The organism is Altericista sp. CCNU0014 (assembly GCF_044923475.1).
Taxonomy (GTDB): Bacteria; Cyanobacteriota; Cyanobacteriia; order Thermosynechococcales; family Thermosynechococcaceae; genus JAAURS01.
Window position 1 is genome coordinate 657,105 of the sequence record NZ_CP137338.1, and the last position, 16,819, is coordinate 673,923.

At 54.6% G+C, this 16,819-nt stretch carries 19 protein-coding genes; 13 read left to right on the forward strand and 6 right to left on the reverse strand.

Annotated elements, in window-relative coordinates; genetic code table 11:
- Positions 1-109: 109 nt before the first annotated feature.
- From R6H26_RS03265 to R6H26_RS03290, 6 genes are all read left to right on the forward strand, one after another.
- Positions 110-604 (forward strand): hypothetical protein, encoded by a 495-nt coding sequence (locus tag R6H26_RS03265; RefSeq protein WP_404788275.1) that lies wholly within the window; start codon positions 110-112, stop codon positions 602-604.
- Between the two features lie 28 nt (positions 605-632).
- Positions 633-1,388 (forward strand): 16S rRNA (uracil(1498)-N(3))-methyltransferase, encoded by a 756-nt coding sequence (locus R6H26_RS03270; RefSeq protein ID WP_404788276.1) that lies wholly within the window; start codon positions 633-635, stop codon positions 1,386-1,388.
- Positions 1,389-1,400: 12 nt separating this feature from the next.
- Positions 1,401-2,513, forward strand: a complete 1,113-nt coding sequence (locus R6H26_RS03275) for a tetratricopeptide repeat protein (protein ID WP_404788278.1) — start codon at positions 1,401-1,403, stop codon at positions 2,511-2,513.
- A 123-nt stretch (positions 2,514-2,636) separates the two neighbouring features.
- Positions 2,637-3,134 (forward strand): CGLD27 family protein, encoded by a 498-nt coding sequence (locus R6H26_RS03280; RefSeq protein WP_404788279.1) that lies wholly within the window; start codon positions 2,637-2,639, stop codon positions 3,132-3,134.
- Between the two features lie 72 nt (positions 3,135-3,206).
- Positions 3,207-4,160, forward strand: a complete 954-nt coding sequence (locus R6H26_RS03285; protein ID WP_404788281.1) for an asparaginase — start codon at positions 3,207-3,209, stop codon at positions 4,158-4,160.
- Between the two features lie 30 nt (positions 4,161-4,190).
- Entirely contained in the window at positions 4,191-4,772 is a 582-nt protein-coding gene (locus tag R6H26_RS03290) for a pentapeptide repeat-containing protein (RefSeq protein ID WP_404788283.1), read from the forward strand.
- 50 nt (positions 4,773-4,822) lie between these two features.
- Here the strand turns inward: R6H26_RS03290 and R6H26_RS03295 are convergent, their stop codons facing one another.
- Entirely contained in the window at positions 4,823-5,320 is a 498-nt protein-coding gene (locus R6H26_RS03295) for a hypothetical protein (RefSeq protein WP_404788285.1), read from the reverse strand.
- Between the two features lie 335 nt (positions 5,321-5,655).
- Here R6H26_RS03295 and R6H26_RS03300 point away from each other — a divergent pair, with 335 nt between their 5' ends.
- From R6H26_RS03300 to R6H26_RS03310, 3 genes are all read left to right on the forward strand, one after another.
- On the forward strand, positions 5,656-5,952 hold the full coding sequence (locus R6H26_RS03300) for a hypothetical protein (RefSeq protein WP_404788287.1): 297 nt from the start codon (positions 5,656-5,658) through the stop codon (positions 5,950-5,952).
- 119 nt (positions 5,953-6,071) lie between these two features.
- Positions 6,072-6,602, forward strand: coding sequence for a hypothetical protein (locus R6H26_RS03305; protein ID WP_404788289.1), 531 nt, complete (start codon positions 6,072-6,074; stop codon positions 6,600-6,602).
- Positions 6,603-6,621: 19 nt separating this feature from the next.
- Positions 6,622-7,488 carry an SDR family oxidoreductase gene (locus R6H26_RS03310; protein ID WP_404788291.1) on the forward strand — a complete coding sequence of 289 codons (867 nt, stop codon included), beginning with the start codon at positions 6,622-6,624 and terminating at the stop codon, positions 7,486-7,488.
- Here the strand turns inward: R6H26_RS03310 and R6H26_RS03315 are convergent.
- Positions 7,475-8,617 carry a PleD family two-component system response regulator gene (locus R6H26_RS03315; RefSeq protein ID WP_404788293.1) on the reverse strand — a complete coding sequence of 381 codons (1,143 nt, stop codon included), beginning with the start codon at positions 8,615-8,617 and terminating at the stop codon, positions 7,475-7,477. The two genes, R6H26_RS03310 and R6H26_RS03315, sit on opposite strands and share 14 nt — an antisense overlap.
- Before the next feature lie 410 nt (positions 8,618-9,027).
- Positions 9,028-10,314, reverse strand: a complete 1,287-nt coding sequence (gene serS / locus R6H26_RS03320) for a serine--tRNA ligase (protein ID WP_404788295.1) — start codon at positions 10,312-10,314, stop codon at positions 9,028-9,030.
- A 213-nt stretch (positions 10,315-10,527) separates the two neighbouring features.
- Between serS and tpiA the strand changes: the two genes are divergently transcribed.
- The 3 genes from tpiA to R6H26_RS03335 all read left to right on the forward strand — a co-directional run bounded on the left by tpiA (position 10,528) and on the right by R6H26_RS03335 (position 14,021).
- Positions 10,528-11,253 carry a triose-phosphate isomerase gene (gene tpiA / locus R6H26_RS03325; protein WP_404788297.1) on the forward strand — a complete coding sequence of 242 codons (726 nt, stop codon included), beginning with the start codon at positions 10,528-10,530 and terminating at the stop codon, positions 11,251-11,253.
- A gap of 136 nt (positions 11,254-11,389) precedes the next feature.
- Entirely contained in the window at positions 11,390-13,195 is a 1,806-nt protein-coding gene (locus R6H26_RS03330) for an SLC13 family permease (RefSeq protein ID WP_404788299.1), read from the forward strand.
- On the forward strand, positions 13,179-14,021 hold the full coding sequence (locus tag R6H26_RS03335; protein ID WP_404788301.1) for an inositol monophosphatase family protein: 843 nt from the start codon (positions 13,179-13,181) through the stop codon (positions 14,019-14,021). The genes R6H26_RS03330 and R6H26_RS03335 overlap by 17 nt, the downstream gene beginning before the upstream one ends.
- A gap of 53 nt (positions 14,022-14,074) precedes the next feature.
- On the opposite strand, the gene R6H26_RS03340 is transcribed toward R6H26_RS03335, so the two are convergent.
- A complete protein-coding gene (locus R6H26_RS03340; protein WP_404788303.1) occupies positions 14,075-15,022 on the reverse strand; it encodes an SPFH domain-containing protein in 948 nt (315 codons plus the stop codon).
- Between the two features lie 12 nt (positions 15,023-15,034).
- Complete coding sequence (locus tag R6H26_RS03345) at positions 15,035-15,484, reverse strand: NfeD family protein (RefSeq protein ID WP_404788305.1); 450 nt, start codon at positions 15,482-15,484, stop codon at positions 15,035-15,037.
- Between the two features lie 290 nt (positions 15,485-15,774).
- On the opposite strand from R6H26_RS03345, the gene R6H26_RS03350 reads away from it, so the two are divergent.
- A complete protein-coding gene (locus tag R6H26_RS03350; protein ID WP_404788307.1) occupies positions 15,775-15,996 on the forward strand; it encodes a ferredoxin-thioredoxin reductase variable chain in 222 nt (73 codons plus the stop codon).
- Here the strand turns inward: R6H26_RS03350 and R6H26_RS03355 are convergent.
- A complete protein-coding gene (locus R6H26_RS03355; protein WP_404788309.1) occupies positions 15,993-16,781 on the reverse strand; it encodes a YdcF family protein in 789 nt (262 codons plus the stop codon). The two genes, R6H26_RS03350 and R6H26_RS03355, sit on opposite strands and share 4 nt — an antisense overlap.
- Positions 16,782-16,819: the final 38 nt, after the last annotated feature.

Genomic DNA, 16,819 nt, shown 5'->3' on the forward strand with positions numbered 1-16,819 from the left:
TCCTGAAGGTGTGTGGGTGGTAAGGTGATTGCCGCTCGCGCACCTTGATGTGATTTTTCAGGGGTTTAGCGCTACGATCGTCTGTCTTTTTGCAAGAGGTTTAGCAGCGATGACGCCGGAGGCAATACGCGTTATTTCTCAGTTGAGGGGCGAATTTTATACGCTGTTCTCCGGGGAAATGGAAGCGCCAGTCAAGATTACCAACGAGCATTCCTACGTGGGGAAGCTCTCTATGGCCTCTTGGGTGGACGCGCGCAAACAACTCAATTACATTTGCGTGTACGCCCATTCGGCTCCGGATGCACTGTTTCCAGATCGGCCTTTTATCCTTCGCGTGTCGGTGAATAAGGGGGCTGGTCTTTTGGCTGCTGCTCAGCGCGGCAAAGATTTTCAAGGGCTGAATCAGCGCTGGCATTTTGAATTGACGCTGATGCCAGAAGAAATTTTAGATTTTCTGCCTTGGGTTGTGAGTTTGGTCAAGTCGCGAGACCGCAATGCGGAGACCGCTCTGCTAGAACCGCCTCACCCTTTAGACGGCAATGGCCTAGAACCGCCTTCGCTTAAAGATATCTGGACGCGTAAGGCTTGGCAGGTTGCCTGTTGAGCGCTTTACTGCGATGGAGGGCTAGACGATGGCTCAATTTCAGCGGTTGGCGATCGCCCCGACCCAATTAAATGACCGCACGATCGCCTTAACCGCACAACAGCAACACTACCTCACGCGGGTGCTGCGGCTGAAGGGGGGCGATCGCTTTATTGCAATCTGCCATCAAACTTGGTGGCTGGCCCAACTCGATCTCTGCCAGCCCGAAGCGCAGTTATTAGAGTCGGTATCGGTCCAAACGGAATTGGATCGGCCGATCGCGCTGTTGGCAGCGCTGACAAAAGGACAGGGGTTTGACGAGGTCGTGCGGGCCGCGACGGAGATGGGCGTTGCCGTCTTGATCCCCCTCCTCACGGCTCGCACGATCGCGAACCCCGGCGAGGGAAAACTAGAACGATGGCGGCGGATTGCTGCCGAAGCCGCCGAGCAATCCTGTCGGCAGATCGTGCCAGAGGTGCTCGCGCCCGTGACCTTTGAAAACGCGCTGGCCCTGGCCAAAAGCGATCGCTTTGCAGGTTGGCAGCGCTCGATCTGCGTTACAGACCGAGATGGAAAAAATTTGTGGCAGGCTTTAGTTCGCTTGCCGCAGTTGGGCATCTTAATAATGGTCGGCCCGGAAGGCGGATGGACCGCCGAGGAACGGGCGGCGGCGATCGCCCAAGGGTTTGCGCCAGTTTCTTTAGGACGTCGCGTCCTGCGCGCGGTCACGGCCTCTCTAGCGGCAGTTGCCCTGCTCTCCACTCGCATAGATGCGGAGGAGTGCGGAAAAAATATCGATATCTAGGAGACCTCCTGCGTGATAGACAGCATCGAAGCGGCCCTACAGGGCGGCAATTATCCCGAAGTCACTCGACTGCTCGGCACCCTAAACGAGCAAGATCCTTGGACTCAGTTCTATTGGGCGAGACTTTGGGAAACCACGCAGGAATCAGATCGGGCTGAGGCGGCCTATCGCAATCTTTTGCGTCAGGCCGACAGTCCGAAACTGACCCTTGCCGCCCGCCAAGGTCTGGAGCGCTTGCAAACCCAACGCACCCAAGCTCGCAAACAGGCCATTGCCGAGGCGATCGCCGAACCCCACAATACCGAACCAGGCGTTTTGGTTCTCGCCGCCATCGACCCGGCCCAAAAAACCGAAGCGGCTCAGGCAATGGCAAAAATCATGAATATCGAACCTTACTCCGCTCGAATGCTGCTGCCGAGCCGAGGCATTCGTCTCTACCGCACGGGCGCGGTGGGAGAGCTGGAGTTTTACGGTCGGCAACTGAACGATTGCGGGATTCCAGCCTTTTGGCTGCCCCTCTCGCTCCTGCAGTCCGTAACCGTTCATTCAATTCAGTACTTTGAGTCGGTCGAAGGCATCGTGCGGGCAATCGTCCAATCCGATGAGGGGGGACCGCGTACGCTGGGTGCGGAGCGAGCGCTTCAATTTGCGTGGACAGACATTGCAGCACGGGTGGAAGGCCAACTGCCGATCTTTGAAGAAGTAGTAGACCGAGACGCGCGCGGCAAACTGCTGCGCAAAGAAAAAACCCAAGATCGTGCCAACTTCTGCGATCTGCACCTTCCCGCCCAAAACTGCATCCTGCGGATTTCCGATGCTGCCTATCAATTTAACCGAGGCGAGCGCTTCGAATCCGAAGCCACCGCTGACTTCCCCCTCAATCGCAGTACCGCTTGGGCCAACTGGCGGCAGCTTTCTCTGGTCCTGAGCCAGAAACTCTCCCAACAACCCGTTTGGGCAACCTTCGAACCCTTTGCCGAAACTGCCTTCGAACATCCCGATTTGCTCTCGAAACTGCCGTCCCACATCAATTTATTTCGCCGAGAAGACAGCAACTGGGATCCAGCCTTTCAGCTTTATAGCGCGCTTTTATTCCTGAAGTCGCCCGATGCATCGTTGGGATAGGCGAGATTCATGGGTCTCTTCTGAGGATTGCTATAGACTAAAGAGAAGCAGCGACCGCCAGTCTAGGTGTCGACCTGGGCTGGCGCGGTCTACCCATCTCTTCTTCGCCGAACCTTTGAAGCTATGTCTGCGCCCGTTTCCGCTTGTCCTGTCCCAGCCGATCAGCGTCCGATTAACGAGTACAAGAGCCTGCAAGAATCTTGGTTCTTTGGGTGGTCTAGCGCAGACTTCAAGACGTTTATCGTTCGCTTGGGCTGTCTGGGAGGTACGAGCGGCTTCATTGCTGGTCCCATTGCTGCTGCTAGCTTCGACCCGACTGAGGCGTTTGGGCGTTTTTTCCTGGCTGCAAGTGGTGGAATCATTTTGTTGGTGAGCCTCATTTTGCTGCGCCTTTACCTAGGCTGGGCCTACGTTTATCGAAGGCTCCACTGCGAAACCGTCGATTATGAAGAGACTGGGTGGTACGATGGTCAATCTTGGACGAAGCCCCACGCGGAGCTCGCCCAAGATCGGTTGATTAGTACCTATCAGGTTCAGCCTATTCTCCAACGGCTCAAATATAGCTTTGGAGTTTTGGGGCTTTTGTGCATTGTCGGTCGCAGCCTGTGGCAATTCTGCTAAAGTTATCTGTCGGTGCCCTAAACGGACCGCAATCGACGTTTTTTCGCTCAATTAAAGGATAAGGTCTGACCCATGACAATGGGAAAACGGAATCATGCCACAGCACTTGAAATTCGCCTCCTCCGGGAAGGCATTGTCGAATCCGCCCACGAAACTCAGGCGGTCGTTTGCGACGAGCGGGGTCGGGTGCTGTCCATTGCGGGGAGTGCGGAGACGACCTGCTTTATTCGATCTTCTCTCAAACCGTTTCAAGCGCTCATCGTCACGACGAGCGGCGTCATGGAGCGGTACGGATTGAGCGATCGCGACCTAGCCATCATGTGCAGCTCTCACAAGGGCACCATGGAGCAGGTCCGCCAAGTGTTTAATATTTTGTGGCACTGCGATATCGACCTGACCATGCTCCAATGCCCCATTCCCGAGGGCGGCAATAGCCCGCTCCAGTACAATTGCTCCGGGAAACACGCAGGGATGTTAGCAGTCTGTCAGCTCAACCATTGGCCCTTGCAAACTTACATGCAGCCGCAGCACCCGCTTCAGCAAACGATTTTGGGTAAAGTCGCCGATATGCTGAAAATGCCAGCAGCGGAATTTATCGGCGCTCACGATGACTGCGGGGTGCCGACCTACTTGATGGAACTCGGGCAAATGGCCACTTTATTTGCCCAGCTCGCTTCTGGGGATAACCTATCGATGGAGCGCGTAGTGCGCGCCATGATTCACCATCCGAATTTGGTGGCAGGTCCAGGGGAGTTCGACACGGATCTCATGGAAATGACCGCAGGGGAATTGGTGAGTAAGACTGGGGGAGAGGGCGTCCAGTGTATTGGCCGCGTTGGAGAAGGCATGGGACTAGCCATTAAGGTGATGGATGGTGCGAAGCGCGCGAAGCATGCTGCTGCCATCCAGCTTCTGAAGCAGCTCGGCTGGATCACGCCAACCATTGCAGAAGCACTTTCGGAACGATATTTGACCCTAAGCCCCTTTAAGCGATTAGAGGTCTTGGGCGAACTTTCGATGGCTTAGATTCAAAATTCTCTTTTTGCGGAGCGGCCTATGCCAGTCTCGAAACGATTTAAGGTTTCCCTAGGGAACGGACGGAGAGAGGCGAAGGGCGCAATGGGTTCAGTCTGGCGGGCGATCGGACTTTGGGCGGCGACGTTTTGCGCGGTGACGTGGAGTTGGATGCTGCCCTGTTTTGCAGGCGAATCTACCCTAGAGCTGATTAAGCCGATGTCCTATAGCAATGCAGAACTGCGCGGCAAGGATTTTTCGCATCAAGATTTACGCGCTTCGGATTTTGCCAACGCCAATATGGAAGGGGCAAATTTCAGTCAGGCCGACCTGAGGGGCGCAATTTTTAGCGCATCGGTGATGCAGAATGCCGACCTCAGGAGTACAAATCTTCAGTACGCCATGATGGATCAGGTGGACTTTACCGAGGCTAACTTAGAAAACGCAATTTTGACAGAAGCGCTGCTGTTTCGCTCCACCTTCAGCGCAGCAAACATTACGGGAGCGGATTTCTCGGATGCTCTGCTAGATGGCGAGCAGCGCGCTATCCTCTGCGAGTCTGCCTCTGGCACTAACATGCAAACGGGTGTCAGTACCCGCGCGTCTTTAGATTGCAAGTCTTAAGTCTCAAACAAAAATTTAAAGATACTTGGAGCGGCCAACGGTGCGATGGATTAGGCTTTGGCGGTCGCAAATAGGCGTCCGTCGTATTCTTCAACCGCGTCTGCTGGAGACTGCAGGTTAAACTGCTTTTGCCATGCCATCGCGATGGTTCCGGGCAGGACGCCTACCACCTTTGCCAGGACATCGTTGGGAATGGAGCGGATCTCGTCAATGCCAAAGCGATCGCAGAGCATATCCAAAAGGTCGATCGCGCGGCGGAGGGGGACCTCTTCTTGGCACAATGTTTGCATCGTTTCAATCTGATCGATGCGGCGACGGAATGCTTCCTGGCGTTCTTCTAAGGTTGCCGGAGCTGTAAATTCTGCTTGCCCTAGGGCGTAGATCGTGACGCACTTCAGGTCAAATAACCCGCCGATGGCCGCACCCGGACCGATATATTCCGCGAAGAAGGGCTTCTGCAAAATGATGCCGGAGGTAGCGCCGTCCGTAACGGCCAGCAACTGACCGCTTTTGAGTAATTCGATAGGTTGGTTATTCTTAGAACTCATAGAACATTTTTATCCCGAGCAGAAAGACATTTGAAGCGCTGGCGTATCGAGTAGATATTTAGAGCTTTGAACCTTTGACGAAGTTTATTAGGGGTTAGTTGCCCATAATAAACTTCAATCGGGCTTTTTTGCAAAAAGGCAGCTCATGGAGTAAGGACTGTACTCTAGTGTGCCCAGATTTCTGAGAACAGTCTCAGGATGCGGTTGAATTGGTTTTGTCGAATTGGTTTTATTGTGCAAAATACGGGAGCCTCAGCGCTACCGTAGGATTACGGGAAACGCTTTTGCGTACTTTTACGGAGATCGAAGGTTGAGGATATTTTTGTTATCTCGCCGTGACATTATGGGTCGCAATTTCAAGACGAAGGCCAGTCCGGCTCCTATCTGCGATCGCCTCGCTCTCGACCGCTCAAACCCTCTCTCGTTCGATTTTTCAAGCTTCCTTCAAGGAAATTGCTTGGGGTCCGAAGGGCGATCGCAGACTGTTGCACCCCATTGGATCGAGCCGTTCGCCGCACATTGGGGGTGGTAGGGCTCGACAGCCAGACCGTCCGTCGCGGACCCGGAGCCGCATCTTCGATCCGCAAAAATACGCACCCGCCCCTGACTCGACGCAAATCGTTACATCGTAGCAAGCTCGATTCGTCCCTTCGGCCTATCGCAATCTTGCCGCATCAACCCACTCATCGACCGCTATCCTTGATAAGATCTCCGGTATTTATTGCTACGACTTAGAGAAGCCCCTAGCGCCATGAACCAAACCGATCCCGATTCTTCCCAAGAATACGATCCCTACGAGCTGTTCTCAGAAGAACTCGATCTGGACTCTTTAGGCATGGAGTCGCCTGCTCCAGAACAGCCTGAAGAAGCCCCTTTTCTGTCTCGAGATGAGGATCGTCTCTATACGGATGAAGTCATTCATCAGAACGAAACCGCCTCGCGATTTTTGTTCTTAAGTGTCATTGCAGCGGGCGCGATTAGCTTGGGTATCGGGTTGTGGTACCTGTTGGCGCAAAAGCCAACCCCCCCCTCACCCACAGCGCCGCTTCCAGTCCCCGAACAGCCCTTCCAGCCCCCGCAGCCTAGTTTTAGTCTGCCGGCTACGCCCCCTAACGCGACAGTACCGCCCGGTCAAACCCTGCCGCCCTCTAATTCTGGTGCGATTCCAGGGGCACAACCCCCTGCCGACCCGACCCTTCCCGCTCAGCCTAACGCCGTCAACGGCGGCGCGACGGTGCCGCCACCGCCACCGCCCTTACCACCCAAAACGTCCGGTCAATAGCCCATTCGCCCTAGATTCTATGAAGGTTTTGATTCTCGGATGCGGCTATACAGGACAGCGACTGGCGCGCTGGCTCGTGCGACAAAAGATTGACGTTTGCGCGACTAATCGCTCCGGTACGCCCCTCGAAGGCTTAAATATTCCCGTTTTTCCGTTTTTCTATGCCAGCCAAGCTGCAGCTGTTCCGCTCCCCCATGCGGCTCTAGAGGGCGTCACTCACGTCTTGAGTACCATCGCCCCCGATCCGCAAGGCATCGATCCGGTGGCTGCCAGCCTCATGCCCACCCTCCAGCGATCGCCCCTCACTTGGTTTGGCTATCTCTCCACCACAGGCGTCTATGGCGACACCCAGGGAGAATGGGTGGATGAAGAAAGTCCGCTGCAACCCCAGAACGCGCGATCGCAGTATCGCGCCGCCATCGAAGCCACCTTCCTCCACTCCGGTTTGCCCGCCCATATTTTTCGGCTGCCCGGTATCTACGGTCCGGGCCGCAGTATTTTGGACAAACTCCGCGCGGGCGCGGCCCAACACATCCGCAAACCCGGCCACGTGTTTAGCCGGATCCACGTGGACGATATCGTGCAGACGCTCTGGCAATCGATGCGATCGCCCAGTCCTGGGTCGATCTACAACGTTTCCGATGACGAACCCTCAGAACCGAGCACCCTTATCGTAGAAGGAGCAAAACTCCTCAACCTTTCCCCCCCCGTCGCCCAGCCCTACGAACAAATTCAACTCAATCCGATGGCGGCATCGTTCTGGAGCGAATGCCGCCGGATTCGCAATCGCAAAATCAAGCAGGTGTTGGGCGTGCGGTTGGCGTACCCGACCTATCGAGAAGGATTGCGGGCGATCTTGACCGCCGAGACCGCTAAACAACCGTAGGCACGATCTGCTGGACGAGATCCTGTAAAACCTTTGGATCGAAGGACTTTGCCAAGCAATCGGTTACTCCTACCCTCCGCGCCCAAAGACGATGGACAATGCCTTGACGCTCGCTAAGGGCTACGACGGGCATTGACTTAAACCGTTCGGAACGGGAAAGGGCTTTGACAAAACTGTAGCCATCGAAGCCGTCCACATCCAGTAACAGCATGTGGGGTGGTTGCTGTTGGAGTATCGACCAAACATGAGTCGGCTCCGTTAGCGATATCACTTGGTATCCCTCCGGCTCCAGCGTCCGCTTTACATTTGCCTGGACTTCAACGCTCCCATCGATGCAAGCAATGGTGGGCTTAACTCTCTGGGGCTGGGCGCGATAGGGCTGCATTCTAATCAGCCCGAGCCGCACTAAAAACTGCAACAGCGGCACGATCCCGATCAGCTCGACGCCCATTTCGCGCGCGATCTGGTAGAGACAAAAATTACTCCCTAAAAAAGGCTGAATTAAATGAAGTCGCGGAATGGTTTGCCCGGGGGAATTCAGCACTTCATTCCATCGCTTTGGATCGTCGATCGTCGGTCGTTGGAGCGGCGATAAGATGTCTGGCAGAACCGTTTGCCACAGGCGTAGCGCGCTTAACTCAGAAGATAAGAGTTTTACGATCGGAACCGAGATCAAAAGCGGGTCCAATCCGAGCTGCCGCTCTACTCGTACGTCAGCCTGGGGAAGTTTTAAAATCTGAATCAGCGCGTCTTGAGTCATGAGGGTCAAAACGGCACGCAGTTGTGCAAGCGTGAGTCGCCCCACTCGCCACTGCGAACACAAAAACTGATAGTCAGAGGTTTTGAGGGTGTCAAAGGGCAGAAAGATGCCCGCAACTTTGAGGAAATAGGCCAGACGATCGCCCTGTCCCGCCAAACTCGTTGCAAAATGAATTTGTCCGTTTCCTACAAAAACTTGCCAGAGTACTTCGGGATCGTGGGGATCCGAGACGCTCAGTTTGCCGGAAGCCTGGGCCAAAATTATGCGGTGCAACACCTGAATGGGTGCTTCTAAGCCCAGAGACGGCTCTGCTGCAGAACGCTCAATTCGATTCTGCGTGGCTGCGATCGGTAACGACACAGTTTTCATCGTATTCCCCCCCCCTCGTGTTTCTGATTCGATGTCGATCGAAATGCTTTATAAAGCGCTTCCGATCCCAACCCCTAAGCGTGCTTTTAGGCAAACGCTCTTTCTTCGAGCGCGCTACCGAGTGCTGGCTGCTAAGAGCGCATAGCTCAGACCCTTTGACGGAAGTGACAGCTATGAACCTCGATCGCCCTTTAATCCCGAGTAACCGATGCAGCGCGCTCGCGGTGAGTGGCGCGAGATTACATAGAAAAACCTCAAAACATTAAATCAATCTTAAAAGATTTGACGGTGTCTGTATAGCGCGAATTTCCCACAAAAACCTCGTCGAAGAAGGTTAGAAACAAGCCATATTCGAGGTTTTGGGCTAAGGTTACGGCCCAATCGAGGCAAATTTGAAGATTGAGAAGCGCTCAAAAACGACTGAATACTTTTTGCCCTAAATAAGGCTGGAGGGCATCTGGAATCGAGACTGAGCCGTCGGGCTGCTGGTAATTTTCTAGAATAGCGGCCATGGTGCGACCGACGGCAAGTCCCGAACCGTTAAGGGTATGCACGAACTGGGTGCCCTTCTGTCCGGGTTCTTTAAAGCGCAGATTGCCGCGGCGGGCTTGAAAATCGTGAAAGTTCGAGCAGCTCGAAATTTCACGATAGCTCTTGGCAGACGGCATCCACACTTCGAGGTCGTAGCATTTCGCAGCGGAAAACCCCAAGTCGCCCGTACAGAGCTCTAGGACTCGATAGGGGAGTTTGAGCGCCTCGAGGATTCCAGCAGCGTCTCGCACCAAGGATTCGTGTTCTGCTTCTGAGGTGCTGGGATGCACGAATTTCACCAGCTCGACTTTATTGAACTGGTGGAGTCGGATCAGCCCTCGGGTGTCGCGTCCGTAGCTTCCGGCCTCGCGGCGAAAGCAGGGCGTATAGGCACAGTGACGAATGGGCAGTTCCTCGGCGGACAGGATCTCGTCGCGGTAGAGGTTGGTGACGGGGACTTCTGCGGTGGGAGCCAGCCAGAGGTCGTCATTGTCGCATTTGAAGCTTTCTTCCGAAAATTTAGGCAGTTGGCCCGTGGCAGTCAGGGACGTGGTGTTGATCAAAAAGGGCGGCAGAATTTCTACATAGCCCGCCTGAGTGTGGCGATCGAGCATCAATGCAATCAGCGCTCTCTCCAAGGCCGCACCTTTGCCGATCAGCGCGACAAAGCGGCTTTGGGCTACTTTCGTGGCGCGCTCGAAGTTTAAGATGCCGAGCCGTTCGCCAATTTCCCAGTGGGGCAACAGCCCATCTCCCTGGGGGATATATTCCTCGCCCCAGCGCCGCACTTCGACGTTTTCGGCTTCGCTTTTGCCGATGGGGGTAGTGGGGCTAGGCAGATTGGGGAAGGCTAGCAGCCACGTTTTGATTTCGGCTTCGATTTCTCGCTCTTGGGGTTCTAGCTCGCCGAGCTGGGTTTTGATGTCGGTGCCTTCGGCTTTGAGGGCGGCAATGGCCGGATCGGTGGGTTTAGCGCCCGCTTTCATCCGATCGCCGACGGCTTTCCCGATTTGATTGCCCCGCGCCTGTAGCTGCGATCGCACTTCTTCGATTTCGCGCTGTCGACGGTCTAGCGCCAATAGTGGCTCGAGGTCATAGTCGCCCCGCAGGTTCAAGCGAGCCGAAAACTGCTGCGGGTTTTCTCGAAGCTGCCTTAAATCGATCACGATTGCTGTCTCTTCCCGGCTATACCAACGTTCTCCAGTCTCCTAGGATACCGGATTCTCCGGTCGAACCCTAGCGCTAAAGATACAAATAAGCCCACAAGCCCTTACACTGATTGAAGGTCTTTTTGGCCTAACGCTCGTAGAACTCAGCTGAGCTGGGGTTCTAGAAGAGCGCTTTTTTCGATAATTTAGTGTTTTTTCTAATAACGAACCGTGCGCAAAGTAGCGATCGCTGGCAACTGGAAAATGTATAAAACCCAGACGGAAGCTCTGGAATTTCTGCAAAATTTTCTGCCGACCTTAGAAACCACGCCCGAAGACCGAGATATTATTTTGTGCGCGCCATTTACCACGCTCGCATCGATGTCTAAAAACCTCCACGGCAGTCGAGTGCAAGTGGGCGCTCAAAATATCCACTGGGAAGATGCAGGCGCGTACACTGGAGAGATTGCCGGCCCGATGCTGACTGAAATTGGCGTGCGCTTTGTCGTGGTCGGCCATAGCGAACGGCGTCAGTATTTTGGCGAAACGGACGAAACCGTCAACCTCAGGCTCAAGGCCGCCCAAAAAAATCGCCTCACCCCAATTTTATGCGTGGGAGAAACCAAGGCCCAGCGAGATGCTGGAGAAACGGAATCCCATTTATTCGGGCAGATCGAGCGAGGTCTGGTAGGGGTCGATCAAAATCATTTAATTATCGCCTACGAACCGATTTGGGCGATCGGGACGGGCGACACCTGCGCCGCAGACGAGGCGAATCGCGTCATTGGCCTCATTCGCTCTCGCTTAAAAAATCCCGATACGACTATTCAGTATGGCGGTTCGGTCAATCCAAAAAATGTGGATGAGCTCATGGCCCAGCCCGAAATCGATGGCGCCCTGGTGGGTGGGGCTAGCCTCACCGCAGAAAGCTTTAGCAGAATTGTCAACTATCAGTAAAAGGCCGGTAGAAGACCAGTAGAAGGCTCGATTTCTTTTATCGTTCGGCAGGCGTATAGGCGTGTATTAGTCTTGGAGATCGGTTAACTTTTAGAAATCATTTAAGAGCCACCTCTTCCGGTGCTAGCGATCGCCTATGACATTTCTGCAAAATCCTATTTTTCTAACGCTCAGCGTTTTGGTCGTTGCCCTCGTCGCCTTTGTCGTCGAGTGGGTCCCAGTGGATATGACGGCGCTGTTTGTGGCGATCGCTCTGGTCGTACTGGGCTTGGTAACGCCGGAGGAAGGCGTGGCAGGATTTGGCAATACCGCCACCATTACCGTCATGGCGATGTTTATTCTGAGCGCGGGCATCTCGCGCACGGGCGTCATCATGGTGGTGCGAGATTGGCTGGTCAAGTGGGGCGGTAAAAATGCAAACCAGCAAATTTTTATCCTGGGCATTATTGTGGGGCCCATTACCGCCTTTATTAACAATACGGCGGTCGTTGCGGTTTTTCTGCCCATCGTCGAGGACTGGTGCAAAAAGCAGGGAATTTCCCCATCCAAGCTCCTCATTCCCCTGTCCTACGCAACCGTGCTGGGCGGCATGATTACCTTAATTGGCACCTCGACCAGCATCCTGGCCAGTGGCGTTTCTAAAAAGCTGGGCTATGGCGAATTCAGTCTGTTTCAGTTCACCAGTTTGGGTTTGATTACCTTTGCCGTAGGGTTGGTTTACCTAGCCTTATTTGCCCCGAAGCTATTGCCCGATCGCGTATCGCCCTCAGCCGATTTAGAGGGATACGGTCTCAAAGACTATGTCAGCGAAGTCACGATCGCGCCTCGCTCTGTTTTGATCGGCCAAACCCTTCGTTCTAGCGAAATCCAACGCAAGTTCGATATTGATGTTTTGGAGCTGATTCGAGACGGGAGTCATTTCCCCCAGCCCGTCGCCGATAAAAAGCTGCTCGCAGGGGACATTTTGCTCGTGCGCGGCGGTCGCCAAGAACTGCTGAACATCCGCGATGAGAAGGGATTGGATATCGTGCCGGATGTAAAGTTTGGCAAAAAAGAACTCGAAGCCGAGCTCAATTCCGGTGAAGACGAAGTGGCTGAGGTTCTGATTTTGTCGAATTCGCGGTTGGTGGGCGCGACCATTAAAGATCTGCGGTTTCGACAGCGGTACAATGCGACTGTTTTGGCCATTCGCCGGGGCGAGGAATTGCTGCGAGAGCGGTTGGGAAAAACGCCCTTAAAATTTGGCGATCTGCTGCTCGTGCAAGGGCCTAGAGAAAGCTTTAAGGGGTTGCAGACCAGTCGGGAACTTCTGGTCATGGAACCGCGCGATGTGGAAAACCTGCGCGTCGATAAGGCGTGGGTGGCGATCGGTATTATCCTGAGCGTGATCGTCGCGTCGGCCTTTAACTGGATGCCGATTCTCGTGAGTGCTTTGGTAGGCGTCGCGTTGATGGTCGTGACGGGTTGTCTGAAGCCCGGAGAAATCTACGGTGCAGTGCGCTGGGATATTATCTTTTTGTTGGCGGGGCTGCTGCCCTTAGGAACGGCCATGGATAAATCCGGTACGACCAAATGGCTGGCGGATCATCTTTTGAGTGCGGGCGGTCATCTCTCTGGGTTCTGGGTGCTGACGTTTTTCTATATTGCGACCACGCTGCTGACTGAGATTTTGTCCAATAACGCGGCGGTGGTGCTGATGATTCCCATTGCAGCGGAGGTTGCTAAGACCCTCGGACTCAATCCCTTGGCTTTTATTTATGCGGTCACCTTTGCGGCATCTAATAGCTATCTCACGCCCATTGGCTACCAGACCAACACGATGGTCTACGGACCTGGGGGCTACAAGTTTCTGGATTTCACCCGCGTCGGGGCACCCCTCAATCTGATTTTGACGATTCTGACCCCGTTACTGATTATTTGGATCTATGGTTTATCGAAGTAGCGGAGACGAGCCGATGGAGGCATTCTGGACGGCGGTTTTGGCCTTTGCCAAATCCATAACGACGGAGGTTGGCGCGCAACTCCTCCAGGATTTCGGCCAGATGCAGGCGCTGGAAAAGGAAGATGGGAGTTTGGTCACGCCCTCCGACCGATGGGCGGATCTGACGTTGCGGGAGGCGATCGCCGCTCGGTTTCCTACCCACGGCGTCCTGAGCGAGGAGGTGGAGCACGTTTTGCCCGCGACGGACTGGTGCTGGGTCATTGACCCCATCGATGGCACCACCAACTTTACGCAAGGGATTCCGCTCTGGGCTATTTCTTTAGGGTTGCTGTACCGAGGGACGCCCATCTTCGGCTGCATCTACCTCCCACCCCTAAAACAGCACTTTCACGGATTTTGGTCGGCGCCCGATCGAGAAAACGGCGCGTATCTCAATGACAAACCCATTCAGGCGCGCGCGGACGCACCCGGATCCAATCAGTTTTTCAGCTTTTGCGCCCGCAGTATCAAATACTATCGACATCCGTTTCCCTGCAAAATTCGGATGTTGGGGGCTTCTAGCTATAACTTTTTGACCGTGGCGGCAGGTATCGCGCTAGGGGCGGTGGAAGCCACGCCTAAAATCTGGGATATTGCTGGAGTATGGCCGATCGCCCAGGCGGCGGGTGCAACTTGGGTGGCGTTGGATGGGCGATCGCCGTTTCCCCTCACGCCGGGTAAAAATTACGGCCAGGAGGTCTATCCCACGCTAGTGGCCGCGCGATCGCAGTGGGTGGAGCAGTTTTTGCCGTTTATCGAAGACTTGGGGAAGCGATCCGTTCCCTAGGGTGCTACCTCCGACCCTTCCATTGCAGGCGTTCGGACGAGTCGCTGCCGATCTTAGCTCGTTCGATCCAACACTTCCCTCATTCCCTCAATCGTGCCCACGACCGAGCGCGGGTCTAAAAACAGCACTTTGCTGCTCTCGCTTTGGCCGATCGCAGTGCCCATGTCGAGATAATTCTGCGCCAGTAAAAACTGGAGCGCCGCCGCTGCTTGGGGATCCGTTTCGAGCGTGTTTGCTAAGAGCTGCATCGACTCCGCGACCGCCTGCGCCCGCAGCAACCGCGACTGCCGATCTGCCTCCGCTCGCAAAAGGACGGACTGCTGCTGCGCTTCTGCATCTAAAATCACCGCCTGTTTCTTGGCTTCCGCTGCCAAGACCTGGGCATCCGCATTTCCCCGCGCCGAGTTGACCTGTGCCTCGCGATCGCCTTCCGAGGTCAAGATGGCGGCCCGCTTGCGCCGCTCGGCGGACATTTGCAGCTCCATGGAATCCTGAACTGCCTTCGAAGGCGTAATGTCGCGAATTTCCACCCGCGTCACCTTTACCCCCCAAGGGTCGGTGGCCGTGTCCAATTCCTCTAGCAAAATATCGCTAATCTGGCTGCGGGCCGTAAAGGTTTGGTCGAGTTGCAGCTTGCCAATCTCGCCGCGAATCTGGGTTTGCACCAGATTGACCATCGCAGACTCTAGATTTTGCACCTTGTAGTACGCCCGCTCCATATCGATAATCTGCCAGTAGACCACCGCATCTACCGTAATGCTGACGTTGTCTGCTGTGATGCAAGACTGGGGTGCGATATCGAGCACCTTCAGCCGCAGCGTCTCTTGGAAGACAATCCGATCTAATCCGGGCAGAATCACGTTCAATCCCGGATCCAATCGCTTGCGGAAGCTGCCCACCCGCTCCACTAAGGCAGAATTGCCTTGGTTGATAATTCGCACGGAAGATGCCAACCCCGCACCGCTCAGCCCCAGAATCAGCAGCAGTAAAAACTGTCCCATAGCCTTATCTCCTCAATCCTCTCGTTCGTAAATGGGTAAATCAACGCCCAGTTGCGGCATCACCACGAGCGTCGTGCCCTCGCGCCCGACGACTGTGACCTTAGTCTGAGGGGCGATCGCCATTTCCTTGTCCGCGCACCGCGCCGCCCAGGGACTCCCTTCGTGCAAGACGCGACCCTTTTCTCCAGGGGCGATCGCCGTTAAGGTGGTGGCATCCAGGGACTCCTCCAAAATTTTGGGCATCCTGCGGGGCAAAAAGCGGCGCACCAAAAAAATGCTGACCAAAGACAGTAGCATCCAGATGAATACCTGTATCCCAAACGATGGCACCAGGAGCGATACAAACGCCACCAGAATAGCGCTTAGCCCCATCACCAATTCCACAAAAGCCGTTGGGAAAATGAGTTCTAGCACGCACAGCGCCAGCCCCAACCCAATCCAGAACCACGTCTCTGCAAACATATCGATTCATTTACCGATTCGCGGCCAATTATGACGTGCCATCCCAATCATAGACGCGTGTTGGAGCGATGTTGTCGAATATTACAGGTTCCTTAGCAAACTCGATTTTGCGCGAACCCCCTACCGATGGATCGTCAAGACGATAGAAATTTCCAAACCTAGGGATTGAGGGGTTTGAATTGCAAGAACTGAAGTCAATGTCCCCTCTTATGCAAAGATAGTAAGGCTGATGTCCGCACCAGGATGAGCCAGCACGAGCAGACGACTGAAAAGGAATCGAAATTAGGGCTATGCAAGTGGGCGATCGAATTCGCGTTAAAGAATCGGTGATCGTGTATCATCATCCCGAGCATCGCAATCAACCTTTTGACATTAAGGGACTTGAAGGCGAAATCGTTTCGGTTTTGCTAGAGTGGCAAGGGCGGCCCGTCAGCGCTAACTATCCATTTATCGTTCAATTTGGACCCAAGTTCCGCACTCACTTGAACGATTTTGAAATCGAGAAGGTTTAGGCCCATCCCCTCAGGCGATAAACGGCCATCCCGACGTATTCTTTCAGCGCGATCGTGGTTTGATGTATAGCTTCGGCGTCGGGCAGCAGCTTCAGCACAAAATCCGGTAGTCCTTGGGTTAAGGGAGATTCGTCAAATAGGTAGTCTGTGGGGGCGGCGATCGCCTCCATCCTCTCTTTCTTGAAAATTGCCATCGAGCGCGGCATGTGAATCGCTGAAGTTACGAGCAAAATTGGGCCGTCTAGCCGTTCTCGGGCCAAAATTGCCTTGACGTTGACGGCATTTTCGTGGGTATTGAGCGATGTGCGCTCTAGCAGCATGGCGGTCTGCGGAATGCCTATAAATTTCAAAAGCGTCTCGATGTCTTCAGCTTCCGAGTTGCCCGTGCTATCTTTCCAGGAAATGCGCCCTCCGGTCAGAACCAGTTTGGGTGCGTAGCCTTCTTTATAAAGCCGAGCGGCGTATAGAACGCGATCGCCCGCTTCGAGAACCTCCGGCCAGACCCGCGGCGCGATCGGCGCGCGCGTGGCACCGCCTAGAAATACAATAGCTGCCACCTTGGGATAGGTGGCAGCGGGTCGATATTGGGACTCTAACCCTCGCACCAGAACCTCGGCCACCCAGGCATTGCTGCTAAACAGCAGTACCCCCAAGGCCGCCCCTACCAGCCCCGCCGCCATGCGAGGGCGTTTCCAAAACGCGGCGATCGCCGCCACCAATAACAAACAAGATAGCCCCATTGGATACAGAAACAGAGGCAGCAGCTTCGATAGAAATAAAAACATGATGTGGGTACCAAAACAGCTTCTCCTGAAGCGATTGA